The organism is Streptomyces sp. LX-29 (assembly GCF_029541745.1).
Taxonomy (GTDB): domain Bacteria; phylum Actinomycetota; class Actinomycetes; order Streptomycetales; family Streptomycetaceae; genus Streptomyces.
Genome location: NZ_CP089746.1, coordinates 3,281,723 through 3,295,223, shown reverse-complemented (window position 1 = coordinate 3,295,223; position 13,501 = coordinate 3,281,723). Strand labels below are relative to the sequence as shown.

General features: G+C 72.6%; 13 protein-coding genes and 1 pseudogene. 11 read left to right on the top strand and 3 right to left on the bottom strand.

Going from position 1 to position 13,501, the window contains the following annotated elements; genetic code table 11:
• Positions 1-80 precede the first annotated feature (80 nt).
• Positions 81-1,001, top strand: coding sequence for a menaquinone biosynthesis prenyltransferase MqnP (mqnP, locus tag LRS74_RS14090; RefSeq protein ID WP_277741317.1), 921 nt, complete (start codon positions 81-83; stop codon positions 999-1,001).
• Positions 1,002-1,179: 178 nt separating this feature from the next.
• A complete protein-coding gene (locus tag LRS74_RS14085; RefSeq protein WP_277744752.1) occupies positions 1,180-1,896 on the top strand; it encodes a UbiX family flavin prenyltransferase in 717 nt (238 codons plus the stop codon).
• A gap of 19 nt (positions 1,897-1,915) precedes the next feature.
• Here the strand turns inward: LRS74_RS14085 and LRS74_RS14080 are convergent, their stop codons facing one another.
• Complete coding sequence (locus LRS74_RS14080; RefSeq protein WP_277741316.1) at positions 1,916-2,065, bottom strand: hypothetical protein; 150 nt, start codon at positions 2,063-2,065, stop codon at positions 1,916-1,918.
• Positions 2,066-2,198: 133 nt separating this feature from the next.
• Between LRS74_RS14080 and LRS74_RS14075 the strand changes: the two genes are divergently transcribed.
• From LRS74_RS14075 to LRS74_RS14050, 6 genes are all read left to right on the top strand, one after another.
• The gene (locus tag LRS74_RS14075; RefSeq protein WP_277741315.1) at positions 2,199-2,654 is read left to right on the top strand and encodes an Lrp/AsnC family transcriptional regulator; all 456 of its coding nucleotides are present in this window, start codon (positions 2,199-2,201) and stop codon (positions 2,652-2,654) included.
• Positions 2,655-2,705: 51 nt separating this feature from the next.
• Complete coding sequence (gene mqnE, locus LRS74_RS14070) at positions 2,706-3,869, top strand: aminofutalosine synthase MqnE (RefSeq protein WP_277741314.1); 1,164 nt, start codon at positions 2,706-2,708, stop codon at positions 3,867-3,869.
• A gap of 132 nt (positions 3,870-4,001) precedes the next feature.
• On the top strand, positions 4,002-4,529 hold the full coding sequence (locus LRS74_RS14065) for a GNAT family N-acetyltransferase (protein ID WP_277741313.1): 528 nt from the start codon (positions 4,002-4,004) through the stop codon (positions 4,527-4,529).
• A gap of 68 nt (positions 4,530-4,597) precedes the next feature.
• Positions 4,598-4,885: a DUF4229 domain-containing protein gene (locus tag LRS74_RS14060; RefSeq protein WP_260867244.1), complete on the top strand. Its 288-nt coding sequence runs from the start codon at positions 4,598-4,600 to the stop codon at positions 4,883-4,885.
• A 425-nt stretch (positions 4,886-5,310) separates the two neighbouring features.
• Positions 5,311-6,672 carry a dicarboxylate/amino acid:cation symporter gene (locus LRS74_RS14055; protein WP_277741312.1) on the top strand — a complete coding sequence of 454 codons (1,362 nt, stop codon included), beginning with the start codon at positions 5,311-5,313 and terminating at the stop codon, positions 6,670-6,672.
• Positions 6,673-6,845: 173 nt separating this feature from the next.
• Positions 6,846-7,127: a hypothetical protein gene (locus LRS74_RS14050; protein ID WP_277741311.1), complete on the top strand. Its 282-nt coding sequence runs from the start codon at positions 6,846-6,848 to the stop codon at positions 7,125-7,127.
• A 48-nt stretch (positions 7,128-7,175) separates the two neighbouring features.
• On the opposite strand, the gene asnB is transcribed toward LRS74_RS14050, so the two are convergent.
• The gene (gene asnB / locus LRS74_RS14045; protein ID WP_277741310.1) at positions 7,176-9,005 is read right to left on the bottom strand and encodes an asparagine synthase (glutamine-hydrolyzing); all 1,830 of its coding nucleotides are present in this window, start codon (positions 9,003-9,005) and stop codon (positions 7,176-7,178) included.
• Between the two features lie 380 nt (positions 9,006-9,385).
• Between asnB and LRS74_RS14040 the strand changes: the two genes are divergently transcribed.
• Positions 9,386-10,189 carry a hypothetical protein gene (locus tag LRS74_RS14040; protein WP_277741309.1) on the top strand — a complete coding sequence of 268 codons (804 nt, stop codon included), beginning with the start codon at positions 9,386-9,388 and terminating at the stop codon, positions 10,187-10,189.
• Between the two features lie 138 nt (positions 10,190-10,327).
• Positions 10,328-10,978: pseudogene (locus tag LRS74_RS14035) on the top strand (TetR/AcrR family transcriptional regulator); the annotation flags it as partial.
• Positions 10,979-11,198: 220 nt separating this feature from the next.
• On the opposite strand, the gene LRS74_RS14030 reads toward LRS74_RS14035, so the two are convergent.
• The gene (locus LRS74_RS14030; RefSeq protein ID WP_277741308.1) at positions 11,199-12,557 is read right to left on the bottom strand and encodes a hypothetical protein; all 1,359 of its coding nucleotides are present in this window, start codon (positions 12,555-12,557) and stop codon (positions 11,199-11,201) included.
• A gap of 244 nt (positions 12,558-12,801) precedes the next feature.
• Here LRS74_RS14030 and LRS74_RS14025 point away from each other — a divergent pair, with 244 nt between their 5' ends.
• Positions 12,802-13,320, top strand: a complete 519-nt coding sequence (locus LRS74_RS14025; protein WP_277741307.1) for a hypothetical protein — start codon at positions 12,802-12,804, stop codon at positions 13,318-13,320.
• Positions 13,321-13,501 lie beyond the last annotated feature (181 nt).

The window sequence follows — 13,501 nt, the reverse complement described above, 5'->3', positions numbered from 1 at the left end:
GGCCGGTCCATGACGGGCGTGGGCAGCGTGGCGGCCGGGTCCTCCCGCCGCCGGCGCGGGGCTGTTCCGGAGGACGGGCGGTGAGCGCCGCCGAGGGGGTCCTCGGGTCCGGCCGCCCCGCCGAGTCCAGCGGCCGGGTCAAGGCGTTCCTGCGGCTGGTGATGATCGAACACTCGGTCTTCGCGCTGCCCTTCGCGTACATCGCCGCGCTCACCGCGATGCTGCTGTGGGACGGGGACATCCACTGGCTGCGGCTGCTGCTGGTGACGGTGGCCATGGTGGGGCTGCGCACCTTCGCGATGGCCGCCAACCGGATCATCGACCGGGAGATCGACGCGCGGAACCCGCGCACCGCCTCCCGGGAGCTGGTCACCGGCGCGGTCTCGGTCCGCACCGCCTGGGTGGGCGCGCTGGTGGCGCTGGTGGTGTTCCTGGGCGCGGCGGCGCTGTTGGGTCCGCTCTGCCTGGCGCTGGCGCCGGTGGCGGTGGTCCCGATGGTGGTCTATCCGTACGGCAAGCGGTTCACGGACTTCCCGCACGCGATCCTCGGCCTCGCCCAGGCGATGGGTCCGGTCGGCGCGTGGATCGGGATCACCGGCGAGTGGTCCTGGGACGCGGTCGTGCTGGGCCTGGCGGTCGGGGTGTGGATCGGCGGCTTCGACCTGATCTACGCCTGCCAGGACGTCGAGTCCGACCTCGCGCACGGGGTGAGGTCGGTGCCGGCCCGCTTCGGGGTCCCCGGCGCGCTGTACGGGGCACGGGTCTGCCATGTCGTCACCACCCTGCTCCTCGGGTGGTACGGGGTGGCCACGGACGCGGGCGCCTTCTTCTGGGTGGGCCTGGCGATCGTCGCCTCGGCCTTCCTCTACGAGCACTCGATCGTGCGGCCGCACGACCTGTCCCGGCTGAACCGCAGCTTCTTCACGGTCAACGGCTTCATCGGCATCGCGCTGTTCCTCTGCGCGCTGCTGGACCTGCTGGTGCGCGGCCTGAGCGTGTGACCGCGCCGCCTCTCACGGGTGGGTGACGGCCCCTGAGGGTGACCGTCACCCGCGCGTGTGATGGCGCGTGAAGCGCTCCGGATAGTCTCGGTATGTGAATCCGTGCGAAGAGCTCAGTGAGGGGCAGCCGCCCGGAGCGGCCGCCGACCGGGAGACCCGCCGTCCCTGGGTCGTCGGGGTGTCCGGAGCGTCCGGGACGCCGTACGCCGCGGCGGTGCTGCGCGCGCTGGTGCAGGCCGGCGAGGCGGTCGACCTGGTGGTCAGCCGGGCCTCGCGGCTGACGCTGCTGGACGAGACCGGCATCGCGTTCCGGGACGCCCACTGGCGGGAGGACCTGCGGACGTGGCTGGCGCGCGGCGCCGACGGCACGCCGGACGCCTTCGACGTGGACGTCTCCGCGGTGCGTTACTGGTCGGCCGGCGACCTGGCGGCGGGGCCGTCCTCGGGGTCGTACCCGGCGAAGGGGATGCTGATCGTCCCGGCGAGCACGGCGTGCGTGGCCGGGGTGGCGCTGGGGCTGTCCAAGGACCTGCTGCAGCGGGTGGCGAGCGTGACGCTCAAGGAGCGCCGGCCGCTGGTGGTCACGGTGCGGGAGGCCCCGCTGAGCGGGCAGACGCTGAAGGCGCTGGTGACGCTGGACGAGGCGGGCGCCGTGGTGGTGCCCGCCTCGCCGGCGTTCTACGCGGGGGCGACGCACATCCAGCATCTGGTGGACTTCGTCGCCGGGCGGGTGCTGGACGCGGCGGGTGTGCCGCACAAGCTGTACCGCCGGTGGGAAGGAGAGCTCGGGGGCGGCTTCGCCGATGGCTCCGCCGGGCCGGCGGCGTCGGCCGCCGCGGTCGGTCCGGCCGGACCGACCGGCTCCATGGGCCCCCGGGGGGAGGATCAGCGCTGAGCGTTCAGCGCTTGGGTGTTCAGCGCTTGGCGGCGCGGGCGAAGCGGTCCTTGGCCGCCTTGGCCCGGCGGGTGCCGGTGGGCTGGTGAGCACGCGAGCGGTCGGCCAGCTCCTGCAGCTCACGCATGCGGGCATAGGCCATCTCGATCGTGTACACGGTGAGACTCATCTCCTGGGGATCGTCATTGATCGTTAGGCAAGTTAGACAAAGCGTGCACTGATTCGCAGGGCCTTCGGCCCTGATGCCTTAGATTCTACATGTAAACCAGCGGGATAGCAGAACAATGGAAGGCTCCAGGCATATGGACGCGGTGGATAGGCAGCTCATCCAGGCCCTGCGCGAGAACGGCAGGGCCTCATACGCGGAGCTCGGCCGGCTGGTCGGCCTCTCCGGCCCGAGCGTCACGGACCGGATCAACCGCCTGGAGGCGGCCGGTGTGATCACCGGCTATCGCGCGACCGTCGACGCGGCCTCGCTCGGCCTCGGTGTCACCGCGCTCATCGGCATCTCGCTCTCGGACGCCACCGACCACGAGGAGGTGGCCCAGCGGCTGCGCGAGCTCGCCGAGATCGAGGACTGCTGGTTCATCGCCGGCGACGACTCGTACATGCTCAAGGTGCGGGCCACCGACGTGGACGGGCTGGAGCGGACGATCCGTCGGCTGTCCGGCACCAAGGGCGTGTCCCGCACCCGGACCACCATCGTGCTCTCCACGAAGTGGGAGAACCGGGTCGGCGAACTGCCCGAGAACGCCTAGGCGTAGGCTCGTCAAGGCCCACATAAGCAGACGTATGGGAGGCGGCCGACTATGGACGCGGGGCTCAAGCGCGAGCTGGAGGAGAAGGTCCGGGCCGGGGAGCGGCTGACCCGCGAGGACGGTATCGCCCTCTACGAGTCGGACGACCTGGCCTGGCTCGGTGGCCTGGCCCACGAGGTGCGCGCGCGGAAGAACGGCGACGTGGTGCACTTCAACGTCAACCGTCATCTGAACATGACGAACGTGTGCACCGCGTCCTGCGCGTACTGCTCCTTCCAGCGCAAGCCGGGGGAGAAGGACGCGTACACGATGCGCATCGAGGAGGCCGTCCGCCTCGCCAAGGCGATGGAGAACGAGAACCTCACCGAGCTGCACATCGTCAACGGCCTCCACCCGACGCTGCCCTGGCGCTACTACCCGCGCTCGCTGCGGGCGTTGAAGGAGGCGCTGCCGGAGGTCTCGCTGAAGGCGTTCACCGCCACCGAGATCCACCACTTCGAGAAGATCTCCGGCCTCTCCGCGTCGGAGATCCTCGACGAGCTGATCGACGCCGGCCTGGAGTCGCTGACCGGCGGCGGCGCCGAGATCTTCGACTGGGAGGTGCGGCAGCACATCGTCGACCACGAGACCCACTGGGAGGACTGGTCGCGCATCCACCGGCTCGCGCACTCCAAGGGCCTCAAGACGCCCTGCACCATGCTCTACGGCCACATCGAGGAGCCGCGCCACCGGGTGGACCACGTGCTGCGGCTGCGCGAGCTCCAGGACGAGACCGGCGGCTTCCAGGTCTTCATCCCGCTGCGCTACCAGCACGACTTCGTGGACATGAAGGACGGCAAGATCCGCAACCGTCTGCAGGCGCGGACCACGATGGCGACCGGCGCCGAAGCGCTGAAGACCTTCGCGGTCTCCCGGCTGCTGTTCGACAACGTCCCGCATGTGAAGGTCTTCTGGGTGATGCACGGCGTGCAGACCGCCCAGCTGGCGCTGCAGCACGGCGCGGACGACATGGACGGCTCGGTCGTCGAGTACAAGATCACCCACGACGCCGACAACTACGGGACGCCGGACAAGCTGACCCGTGAGGACCTGCTCGACCTGATCCGGGACGCGGGCTTCAGGCCGGTGGAGCGCAACACGCGCTACGAGGTCATCCGGGACTACCCGGGCCCGGACCCCGAGCTCCGGGAGTCCCCGCAGCCGATGCGGGTCTGACGCGCACGTCGACGAGGTCGACGAAGGGGTGGCATCCGCCGAGGCGGGTGCCACCCCTTCGTCGTGCGGCGGTGTGGGTGGGGCGCGCGGTCGACTGTTGCCACCCGGGGGTGTAACGGATAACTTCGCCCCATGCCCCTTACTGATCTTGATTTCGTCCGGGACCCGGAGCTCACCCCCGCGCTGCGGGAGGAGGTCCTCCAGCTCTGGACGCGGGTGTCCCAGGCGGGCGGTGCCGTCGGCTTCGTCCCCCCGGTCACCGCCGAGGAGATACGCCCCACCGCCGACGCGCAGGCGGCGGCCGTCGCCTCCGGCGCCTTGCGGATGCTTGCGGCGTACGAGGAGGGCCGCCTGGTCGGGACCTCGTACCTCAAGCTCAACACCCACCCCCTGATGCGGCACTGGAGCACCGTGGTCACGGTGATGATCGACCCCGAGCGGCAGGGCGGCGGGCGTGGCAAGGCCCTGATGCGCGAGACCGTCGAGATGGCTCGGGACCTGGGGTTCAGCGCCCTGCGCCTGGGGGTGCGGGGCGGCATGGGGACGGAGGACTTCTACGCCACCGTCGGCTTCAAGGAGGTCGGCCGGGTGCCGGAGGGGATCGACGTCGGGGGCGGCGACCTCCGCGACGACATCCTGATGTGGCTGCCCCTGAAGTGATCGATTTGGGGGCGTGATTCACTGGATGTCTGGTAACGCAGGATCTCCCGGCAGAAAGAAGTCCAGCCGTGTCTCTCAAGACGAGCGCGACGTTCCGCTACTCCGTGATGCGTCTGGGCATCTTCGCCGGATGCTTCCTCGTCATGTGGGCGCTGGTCTCCTTCCGTGTGTTCCCGGCCGCAGCCAACGGCTCCAGCTTCATCTGGGTGCTGCTGCTCGCCCTCGTCGTCTCCGCCCCGCTCAGCCTGGTGCTGCTGCGCAAGCAGCGCGACGAGATGTCCGAGCAGATCGTGGTCAAGGTCGACCGGGCCAAGCAGAAGCTCGCGGCCAACCGCGGCCAGGAAGACGATCTGTAAGCCTCACCACATCGCGCCCGGGCGCGCACTCCCTCGTAGGGAAGCCCCGGCCGACGGCGTTCTCCGCCGTCGGCCGGGGCTTTCGGCGTCTGTACCGGGTCCGACCGCGCCGCCCCCGGAGCCGCTTCGGCCGTCTCCGGGATCCATGGGAGGGGTGCGCCCAAAGATTGCCTTTGGGTCACCCAAAGGGAGGGTGTTAGCGTGTTCGATATGAAGACAGCAGCTGCGCCCCGACCCCCCGCGAGGGTTCCGCTCGCGGTGCGCCTGCCCGCAGGTCTTTGCCGTTGTCGCTGCCGTCGCCGATGCCGCTCCGCGGCCTGTCGCCGCTGATCCGCCGAAACGCCCGCGCTCGCGCGCCCCGTCAGCACAGCGGCCGGAGATCCGCACGGACCTCCCGGCTTTTTTCATGCCCCCACCCACCCCCCATGGAACCCACCCACGGAGTGTGTCCGTTGTCGCCCGAAGCCAAGACGTCCTCGTCGTCGCTCCGCCTGCCCAAGGTCCCGTTCTGGGCCCAGATCCTGCTCGGCCTGGTGCTGGGCGTACTCCTCGGCTGGGCCGCCCGCAGCGGTGACGTCGCGTGGCTCGCCACCACCCTCGACAAGATCGGCTCGATCTTCGTCCAGCTGCTGAAGCTCGCGGTCGCCCCGCTCGTCTTCTTCGCCATCCTGGTCTCCATAACCAACCTGCGGCAGGTCAACAACGCCGCCCGGCTGGCCGCCCGCACGCTGCTGTGGTTCATGGTCACCTCGCTGATAGCCGTCGCCATCGGTCTGACCATCGGCCTGCTCACCAACCCCGGCTCCGGCACCGGCCTCACCCCCAAGGACGGCGGCAAGCCCGAGCACGCCGGCTCCTGGCTGGACTTCCTGACCGGCATCGTGCCGCAGGACGTGGTGACCCCCTTCACCCAGCTGAACGTCCTGCAGATCGTCTTCATGGCGGCGGTGGCGGGCATCGCCGCCCTCCAGCTCGGCGAGAAGGCCCAGCCGATCCTCACCCTCAGCCAGGCCGTCCTGGAGCTGCTCCAGAAGGCCCTGTGGTGGGTCATCCGGCTCGCCCCGCTCGGCACCCTCGGCCTCATCGGCTTCGCGATCACCAAGTACGGCTGGGGCCTGATCGGCAAGTACGCCACCTTCACCGCCGACATCTACATCGGCTGCGCCCTGGTCATGTTCGGCGTCTACCCGCTGCTGCTGGCCACCGTCGCCAAGGTCAACCCGCTCAACTTCTTCAAGGGCGCCTGGCCCGCCATCCAGCTGGCCTTCGTCTCCCGCTCCTCGGTCGGCACCATGCCGGTCACCCAGCGGGTCACCGAGCGCCTCGGCGTCCCGAAGGAGTACGCGAGCTTCGCGGTGCCCTTCGGCTCCACCACCAAGATGGACGGCTGCGCCTCCATCTACCCGGCCATCGCCGCGATCTTCATCGCCCAGATCTTCGACGTCGAACTGGGCATCGGCGACTACCTGCTGATCGCCTTCGTCTCCGTCATCGGCTCCGCCGCCACCGCCGGCCTCACCGGCGCAACGGTCATGCTCACCCTGACCCTCTCCACCCTCGGCCTCCCGCTGGAGGGCGTGGGCCTGCTGATGGCCATCGACCCGATCGTGGACATGATGCGGACGGCGACGAACGTCGCCGGGCAGGCGCTCATCCCCATCCTCGTCTCCGCCCGGGAGAACATCCTCGACCGCGAGGCGTACGACTCCGCGAGCGGCTCTCTCCTGGAGGGCCACGAGAGGGGCGACGCCGACCAGAAGGCGCCCCTTCCGGCGCCGGCGACCTAGCGCCGCGGGACGTCACGAGGCGGCGGCGCCCCCGGTCTCCCCGAGACCGGGGGCGCCGTGTCGTGTGGACGGCGGATCGTCGCGCCCGGTCTCGCGTCGTCCCGGGACGACGGAGCGGGGCGCACGGAACCGGTGACGCGAGAGCGTCGGAGCCTCGCGTCTAGGCTCGGATCATGGATATCCGCCGCATCGACCCCCGCGACACCGCCTGGGAAGCGGACCACGCCCGCTATCGCGTCTCGTTCTGGGACGTGCCCGCGGCCACGGCGCACGAGTACGAGGTGCTGGGCGAGGTCGACGTCGACGACGTCCTGGCCTGGGCCTCGCCGCACGCGGCCGAACGGGGGTGGACCTACACCGTCTACGCCTCGGTCGGTGCCGGCGACCGTGCCGGCGAGGGGCCGGGTCTCATCCGGCTCGCCGGAGTGCTGGGGGATCCGTTCGCCGACGCGTGACCGGTCATGGCACGGCCCTGCTCGACACCCGTGGACGCCGGCGGCCGGTCACACCTCCAGCCGCACCGCGTACCGCCGTAGCCAGGTGTTGAGCAGCAGGGCGCACTCCATGCCGAAGCGCGCCAGGTAGTCCTCCAGGGCGGTCGCGGGGGCGGTCCGGGTGGTCTCCGCCGCCCAGTCGGCGTCCAGCAGAGGGTGCACCGGCTGGCCGGGGTCGGCGACGAGGGCGGCGAACTGGGCGCGTACGGCCTCGGTGTAGGCGCGGTGCGGGGTGGCGGGGTAGGGGCTCTTGCGGCGGTCGGCGACGTGCGCCGGGAGCAGGTCGCGGGTGGCCGCGCGCAGCAGGCTCTTCTCGCGGCCGCCCCGGGCCCGCAGCGACCAGGGCGTGTTGTAGACGTAGCCCACCAGGCGGTGGTCGCAGAAGGGGACGCGAGCCTCCAGGCCGGCGGCCATGGACATGCGGTCCTTGCGGTCCAGCAGCCGCGGGACGAAGCGGGTGAGCGCCAGGTGGGTGACCTCGCGGAGGCGTCGTTCGACGGGGTCGGCCGAGCCGGGCGGGTGCTCCACCTCGGCGAGCGCCTCCCGGTGCCGGTCACGTCGGTAGGCGGCGAGCCCCAGCCGGGCGCGGAGGGCGGGGGCGAGCAGACGGTCCAGGGTGCCCGCGAAGCCCGTGCCGTCCTCCCCGATCCAGGGGAAGGTGCCGCTGGTGAGCGCCCCAGGGTCGTGGAACCACGCGTAGCCGCCGAAGAGTTCGTCCGCGGACTCGCCCGAGAGGGCGACCGTGGCATGGCCGCGGATGGCGGAGAAGAGCAGGTAGAGCGAGGTGTCGCGCTCGGCGCGACCGTCCGGCAGGTCGCGCGCCGTCAGCGTCGTGGTGCGGTGCAGCGGATCGGCCAGTTCGGCCGCGTCGAGGACGATGTCGGTGTGGTCCGTGCCGAGGTGCGCGGCGACCGCGTGGGCGTACGGGCGGTCGGGGCTGCCCTGGGGCGTCGGCGCGCCCGGCTCCGCGAAGTCGACGGCGAACGTGGCGAGCGGTCCCGCCCCGCGAGCCGCCAGGCGGCGGGCGGCCAGCGCGCTGACGGCGCTGGAGTCCAGGCCGCCGGAGAGCAGCGTGCAGCGCGGCACATCGGCGACGAGCTGCCCGGTCACGGCCTCGTCGAGGAGCTCCCGCACGGTGTCCACGGTCCGCGCCCAGCCGTCCGTGTGCTCGGTGGTGGGCAGCGTCCAGTACGGGCGCTGCCGCAGCCCCGCGCGGGTCAGCCGCACCACATGGCCGGGCTTGACCTCGTACATCCCCCGGTAGGCCGTCAGCCCCGGCGTCTTGGCCAGGGCGAACAGCTCTCGTAGCCCGTCGAGGTCGACGACCGCCTCGGCCTGCGGGTGGGCCAGGATCGCCTTGGGCTCGGAGCCGAAGAGCAGCCCGGCGGGGGTGGGGTAGTAGTAGAGCGGTTTGACGCCCATCCGGTCGCGCACGAGCAGCAGCCGCTCCGCCTTCTCGTCCCACAGCGCCAGCGCGAACATGCCCTCCAGCCTTTCGGCGAAGCCCTCGCCCCACGCGCGGTAGGCCGCCAGCACCACCTCGGTGTCGCTGTGCGTACGGAACCGATGGCCCCGCGCGGTCAGCTCGCTGCGCAGCGCGCGGTAGTTGTAGACCTCGCCGCTGTGGCTGACCACCGCCTCCGCGTGGGACATCGGCTGCCGGCCCGTCACCAGGTCGATGACGGCGAGCCGGCGGTGGCCCAGCAGCGCGCCGCGGCCGCTCCACAGCCCCTCGTCGTCCGGCCCCCGGCAGGCCAGGGTGGCCGTCATGCCCCGCACCACCGCGCGGTGCGCCGTCAGATCCCGCGCGAAGTCGACCCAGCCCGCCACGCCGCACACCCGTGCCCGCCTCCTCCGCCGAACAGGCTCACGGCCGCCGTCCGGCGGGTGGTCCCCGAGCGGACCGCGGCACCGAGGAATCTAGGGCACCCGTCCGGTCAGCGGCGGCATATCGCCGCCCGGAGGTCCGCGCGTCCGCGTCGCCCGCCGCCGGTCGCGGGTCCCGGCGCCGGGCGGGAACGGCTGTCGCGGTCGTGCCCCATTACGGCCTCCCCTCAACTCGCCCGTCGCCCCCGGCGGTTGAGAGCCGGGAGGCGGTGCTCAAGTCACAGTCGAGCGTAAATGCCGGCACTGACAGTACTCATGTCGACGCAGTGTGTAACCGCCGTCCCGGGGTGCTCATGCGGCCCGGCGGCCCGACCCGCACGGAAGGCCCCCCCATGCCGCACCCACCCGCGTCCCGTCGCCGCGCCGCCCGCCGTCGCGCCGCCCGTCGTCTCGCCTCCCCGCGAGCGGCCTCCCTGTGGTCCGCCGCGGCGAAGGCCCGCTGGACGCTCCGTACGGCCGCCGCCGCGGCGGCGCTGGCCATGCCGCTGGCGGGCCTGACGGCCACCCCGGCGCACGCCGCGACGTCCTGCGTGGTCAACGGCAGACACATGACCGGCCCGGCCATCGTCGGCACCCCCGGCGACGACGTGATCACCTGCTCCTCGGTGGACGCCGGCGACACCGTCGACGCCCTCGCCGGGGACGACGCCATCACCCTCACCGGCCCCGTGGCGGGCGGGGTGCGCGGCGGCGACGGCGAGGACGCCGTCACGCTCACGGCGACCGGTTCCGTGGGGCCCCGCGGCTCCCTGGACGGCCAGTCCCGCGGCGACCGGTTCGCCCTCGACGGCCCCGTCCTCGGTCGGGTGGCGGGCGGCCGGCACGACGACCGCATCGACCTCCTCGGCCACGCCTTCGTGGCCGAGGGGGCCGACATCCGAGGTGCCCGCGGCGCGGACGTCCTCGTCCTCGATCCGGCCGCCGGGGTGTTCGGGCGGGTGGAGGGCGGGGAGGCCGCCGACCGGATCGAGGTCGGCGGGCTTCTCCAGCCCTCCGGTCGGGTGCGCGGTGGCGACGGCGACGACGACCTGTTCGTCGGTATCAACCAGGGCGCCGTGGACGGCGGGCCCGGCGTCGACGCCTGCCGCGTCGTCATGGGCCTGCCGCGGATGCCGGGGACGTGCGAGCGGAAGTGAGGTGCGGGATCCCGCCCGCTGGCCGATGCCCGCCCTTCGTCGCTTCGCGTGCCCGTACGATTACCCGAGAGTGACGGAACCAGGCAATGGAACGGTCAACGGAACGGGTCAGGCGGGGGCTTGGGAGGGGCGTTTCGCGTGAATGCGGTGAAGAGTAAACGGGTGCCGCGGGCGGTTCGGGAGCAACAGATGCTGGACGCCGCCGTGCGGACCTTCGCTCGGCGCGGCTACCGGATCGCGTCGATGGACGAGATCGCCGAGTTGGCCGGGGTCTCGAAGCCACTGGTGTATCTGTACCTCAACTCCAAAGAGGAGCTGTTCGGTTCCTGCGTCCGACGCGAGGCGGCGGCGCTGGTCGCGGCCGTGCGGGACGCCGTGGAGCCGGGGGCCTCCGCCGACCGGCGGCTGTGGAGCGGGCTGCACGGCTTCTTCGCCCACACGGCCGCGCACCCGGACGGCTGGGCGCTGCTGCACCTTCAGGCGCGTACGCTCGGCGAACCCTTCGCGCGGGAGGTCGCGGCGCTGCGGGCGGAGATCGTCGCCCTGGTGGCGGGGTTGATATCGGCGGCCGCGCGGGAGGCCGGCTGCCCGGCGGAGCCCTCCGCTCCGGAGCTGTCCGGGCTGGCGCAGGCGCTGGTCGGCGCGGCCGAGTCGCTGGCCGACTGGGCGCGGGCCGACGATGCCGAGGCGGCCGGTCACGGCCCCTCGGTCGAGGACACGGCCGCCACGTTGATGAACTTCGCATGGGCCGGGTTGGGGAACCTGATGGCGGGACAGGGCTGGTCACCCGATCGGGAGCGGCTCCCGGAGCACCACCGGGACCGCGTCCCGGACGCCGACCGGGCGCGCGCCCGGGAGCACGGCCCGTGCCGTGCTCCCGAGCGCGACGAGCGCGACGGGCGAGGTCGCGCGCGGGACCACGAGGGGGGCTCGGGTCTGGAGTCCGGCGGGGAGCGCGGCCAGGAGGCCGGCCGGGAGCACCCGGAATCCCCGCATGTTTCAGCCGATTTCAGTTGATGCGGGCTTTGGTGTACCACGCCTGCGGGTCGGTGGCGCGGGACAGGTCAGACGGATAGGCGCCGTTCTGGTGCTCCGGGTGGCGAACCGCATCGGCCCACGCGGCCGGTGCGTCCGTCGCCGAACTGCCCTCGTCCGCCTGGACCGGCACCGGGGTGAAGTTGGACGGTGCCGTGTGCCAGCCGTCCGGGGCGATGCGGGTGGCGAGCACATAGGTGCGACCGACTTCCAGCTCGGGGGCGTGGCCGGCCGTGGTCTGCTGCGGGTGCCGCGGGTCCTGGCCCCCCTCCTGGGCGACCCGGACGCTCCCGCTGACCTTGCCCTTGAGGGTGCTGACGACCTCGACCTGGTACGTGGTCCACAGCAGCCGACCGCCGTTGGTGCGTCGGGTGCCCTCCTTGGCCACCACGGTGCCCACGAACACGTCGTCGGCCCAGCCGCAGGCGCGGGCCGGGGTGTCCAGCCGCACCGCGTAGGTGTGGTGCGGCGGGTCGCCGCCGGTCTCCGCGACGGCGCGCCGCGCGGGCTCGGGGGCGGCCTGGGAGGCGCCCCAGATGCTGCGGTAGTGGTCGATGTCGAGCTGCGACGGCCCGTAGGCGGTGCGCGCGTCGTTGCAGTACATGACCGCTTCCGGGCTGGCCCGGTGGCCCAGCTTGAGCGCGTGGCCGATCTCGTGGGCGACGACGCCGCGCTTCTCGTCCGCGGTGTAGTTGCGCAGGTAGTGGTCGTTGAAGGTGATGGCGTCGGCGCCGTTGCCGTTGTTCTGCCACAGTCCGGACCAGCCGACGTCGCTCCGGTCCACGTCGCCGACGTCGACGTCGGTGGTGGTCGCCGGATCGTCGGGCTTGATGTCGACCTTGCCGAGGGCGTTCCACTCGACGCGCGCCCGGTCCCACTCGGCCGTGTACTTGGTGGCGAGCTCGTACGCCAGGACCGAACCGTCCACCGAGCCGGAGGTGTTCGGCTCGTCGGCGCAGGCGTACGCCTGCGGGGCGGCGGCCGGGGGTGGGGCGGCGGCCGGCGGGGCGGCCGGGGCGGGGGTGGGCGGGGAGGCGTGGGCCGGGGTGGCGGCGCACAACGCGGCGGCGGCCAGCGAGGCGGCCGTCAGGCAGGCCCCCGCCAGGCGCGGTGCCGGCCGCCGCCGGCGGATGCCGAAGGGCGGCGGGCGCCGGGTGCGGCCGGCAGAGGTGCGGACCGGCGTGCCGGCGGGAGCGCCCGCGGGAGTGCCGGCATGTGCGCGGACGGGAGTGCCGGTGGGTGTGCGGACGGGAGTGCCGGCGGGTGTGCGGACGGGAGTGCCGGTGGGGGTGCCGGCGGGTGTGCCGTTGGGGGTGCTGCGCTCGCGAATCACGTGCGGACATCCCTTCTACGCCTGCGCGGAGGGCCGGCGGAGACCTGTCCGGGCCCGGCTACGGGCGGGCGGAGATCTACCGCAAGCCGTCGGTAACGTTCCTGGGCCGCGGGGCGTGAACACAGTGAGAGACAGAGTGCTGCCGGGGTCGGCAGCGTCACGGATCCGTGAGCCTCAAGTTACGGGCTGTGTCGATGGGGCGCATGTTCGGGGCCGGGGGAGCGGGGGAGAGGAAGGCATCGAGATGAGCACGAGGCGTATCGCGCGGAAGACCCTGCTGGCCGGGGGCGCGGCCGCCGCCCTGCTGTCGCTGACCGTCGCCGCCGTGCCGGCGCTGGCCTCCGGCGACGGACACCAGAGCACCGCCGGGTCGCGGGCGGTCGCGGTGAAGACGCAGCAGGCGTTCCCGGAGACGGTCTCCGGCAGCCCGTCCTCCCCGCTCACCCGAGTGAGTGACTTCTTCGGGGCGTACATCGACGCGCGCAACGACAAGGGCGGCGCCGCGCTGGCCTCCGCGCTGCGCACGCACTATCTGAGCGCCGGCCTCCAGAAGGAGCTCGCCGCCTGGGAGAAGAAGAACGGCGCGGACGGCGTGCTCCGCGCGCGGAACGTGCCGACCACGTGGTCCGTCACGGACAACGGGAACGGCAATAACTACTCGGCGCTGGTCAAGCTGGCCTGGGCCGATGGAAGCGTCACCGAGCTGGACATCCTCGCCGCGCACGACGCCACGAAGATCATCGCCATCGCGCCGATCAAGTAAGCCGGGCGCCGGTGGGGGCCGTGGACTCGGCCGATCGGGTGAGGCCGGTGGGGGCCGCCTCACCCGAACCCACCGGCTCCTCTCCACGCGTCGGCCCGTCGCCCCGCTGACGCGTCGGCCCGCCGCCCCGCTCCTCTGTCCGTCGACCCACCCCGCGACTCCACCCCCCGGCTCTCGCCGC

What these genes read in the sequence shown, in the direction of transcription:
- LRS74_RS14080 (WP_277741316.1), bottom strand. Translation starts at nt 2,065, where the DNA reads ATGAGTCTCACCGTGTACACGATCGAGATGGCCTATGCCCGCATGCGT.
- LRS74_RS14075 (WP_277741315.1), top strand. Translation starts at nt 2,199, where the DNA reads ATGGACGCGGTGGATAGGCAGCTCATCCAGGCCCTGCGCGAGAACGGC.
- mqnE (WP_277741314.1), top strand. Translation starts at nt 2,706, where the DNA reads ATGGACGCGGGGCTCAAGCGCGAGCTGGAGGAGAAGGTCCGGGCCGGG.
- LRS74_RS14065 (WP_277741313.1), top strand. Translation starts at nt 4,002, where the DNA reads ATGCCCCTTACTGATCTTGATTTCGTCCGGGACCCGGAGCTCACCCCC.
- LRS74_RS14055 (WP_277741312.1), top strand. Translation starts at nt 5,311, where the DNA reads ATGGAACCCACCCACGGAGTGTGTCCGTTGTCGCCCGAAGCCAAGACG.
- LRS74_RS14050 (WP_277741311.1), top strand. Translation starts at nt 6,846, where the DNA reads ATGGATATCCGCCGCATCGACCCCCGCGACACCGCCTGGGAAGCGGAC.
- LRS74_RS14040 (WP_277741309.1), top strand. Translation starts at nt 9,386, where the DNA reads ATGCCGCACCCACCCGCGTCCCGTCGCCGCGCCGCCCGCCGTCGCGCC.
- LRS74_RS14025 (WP_277741307.1), top strand. Translation starts at nt 12,802, where the DNA reads ATGAGCACGAGGCGTATCGCGCGGAAGACCCTGCTGGCCGGGGGCGCG.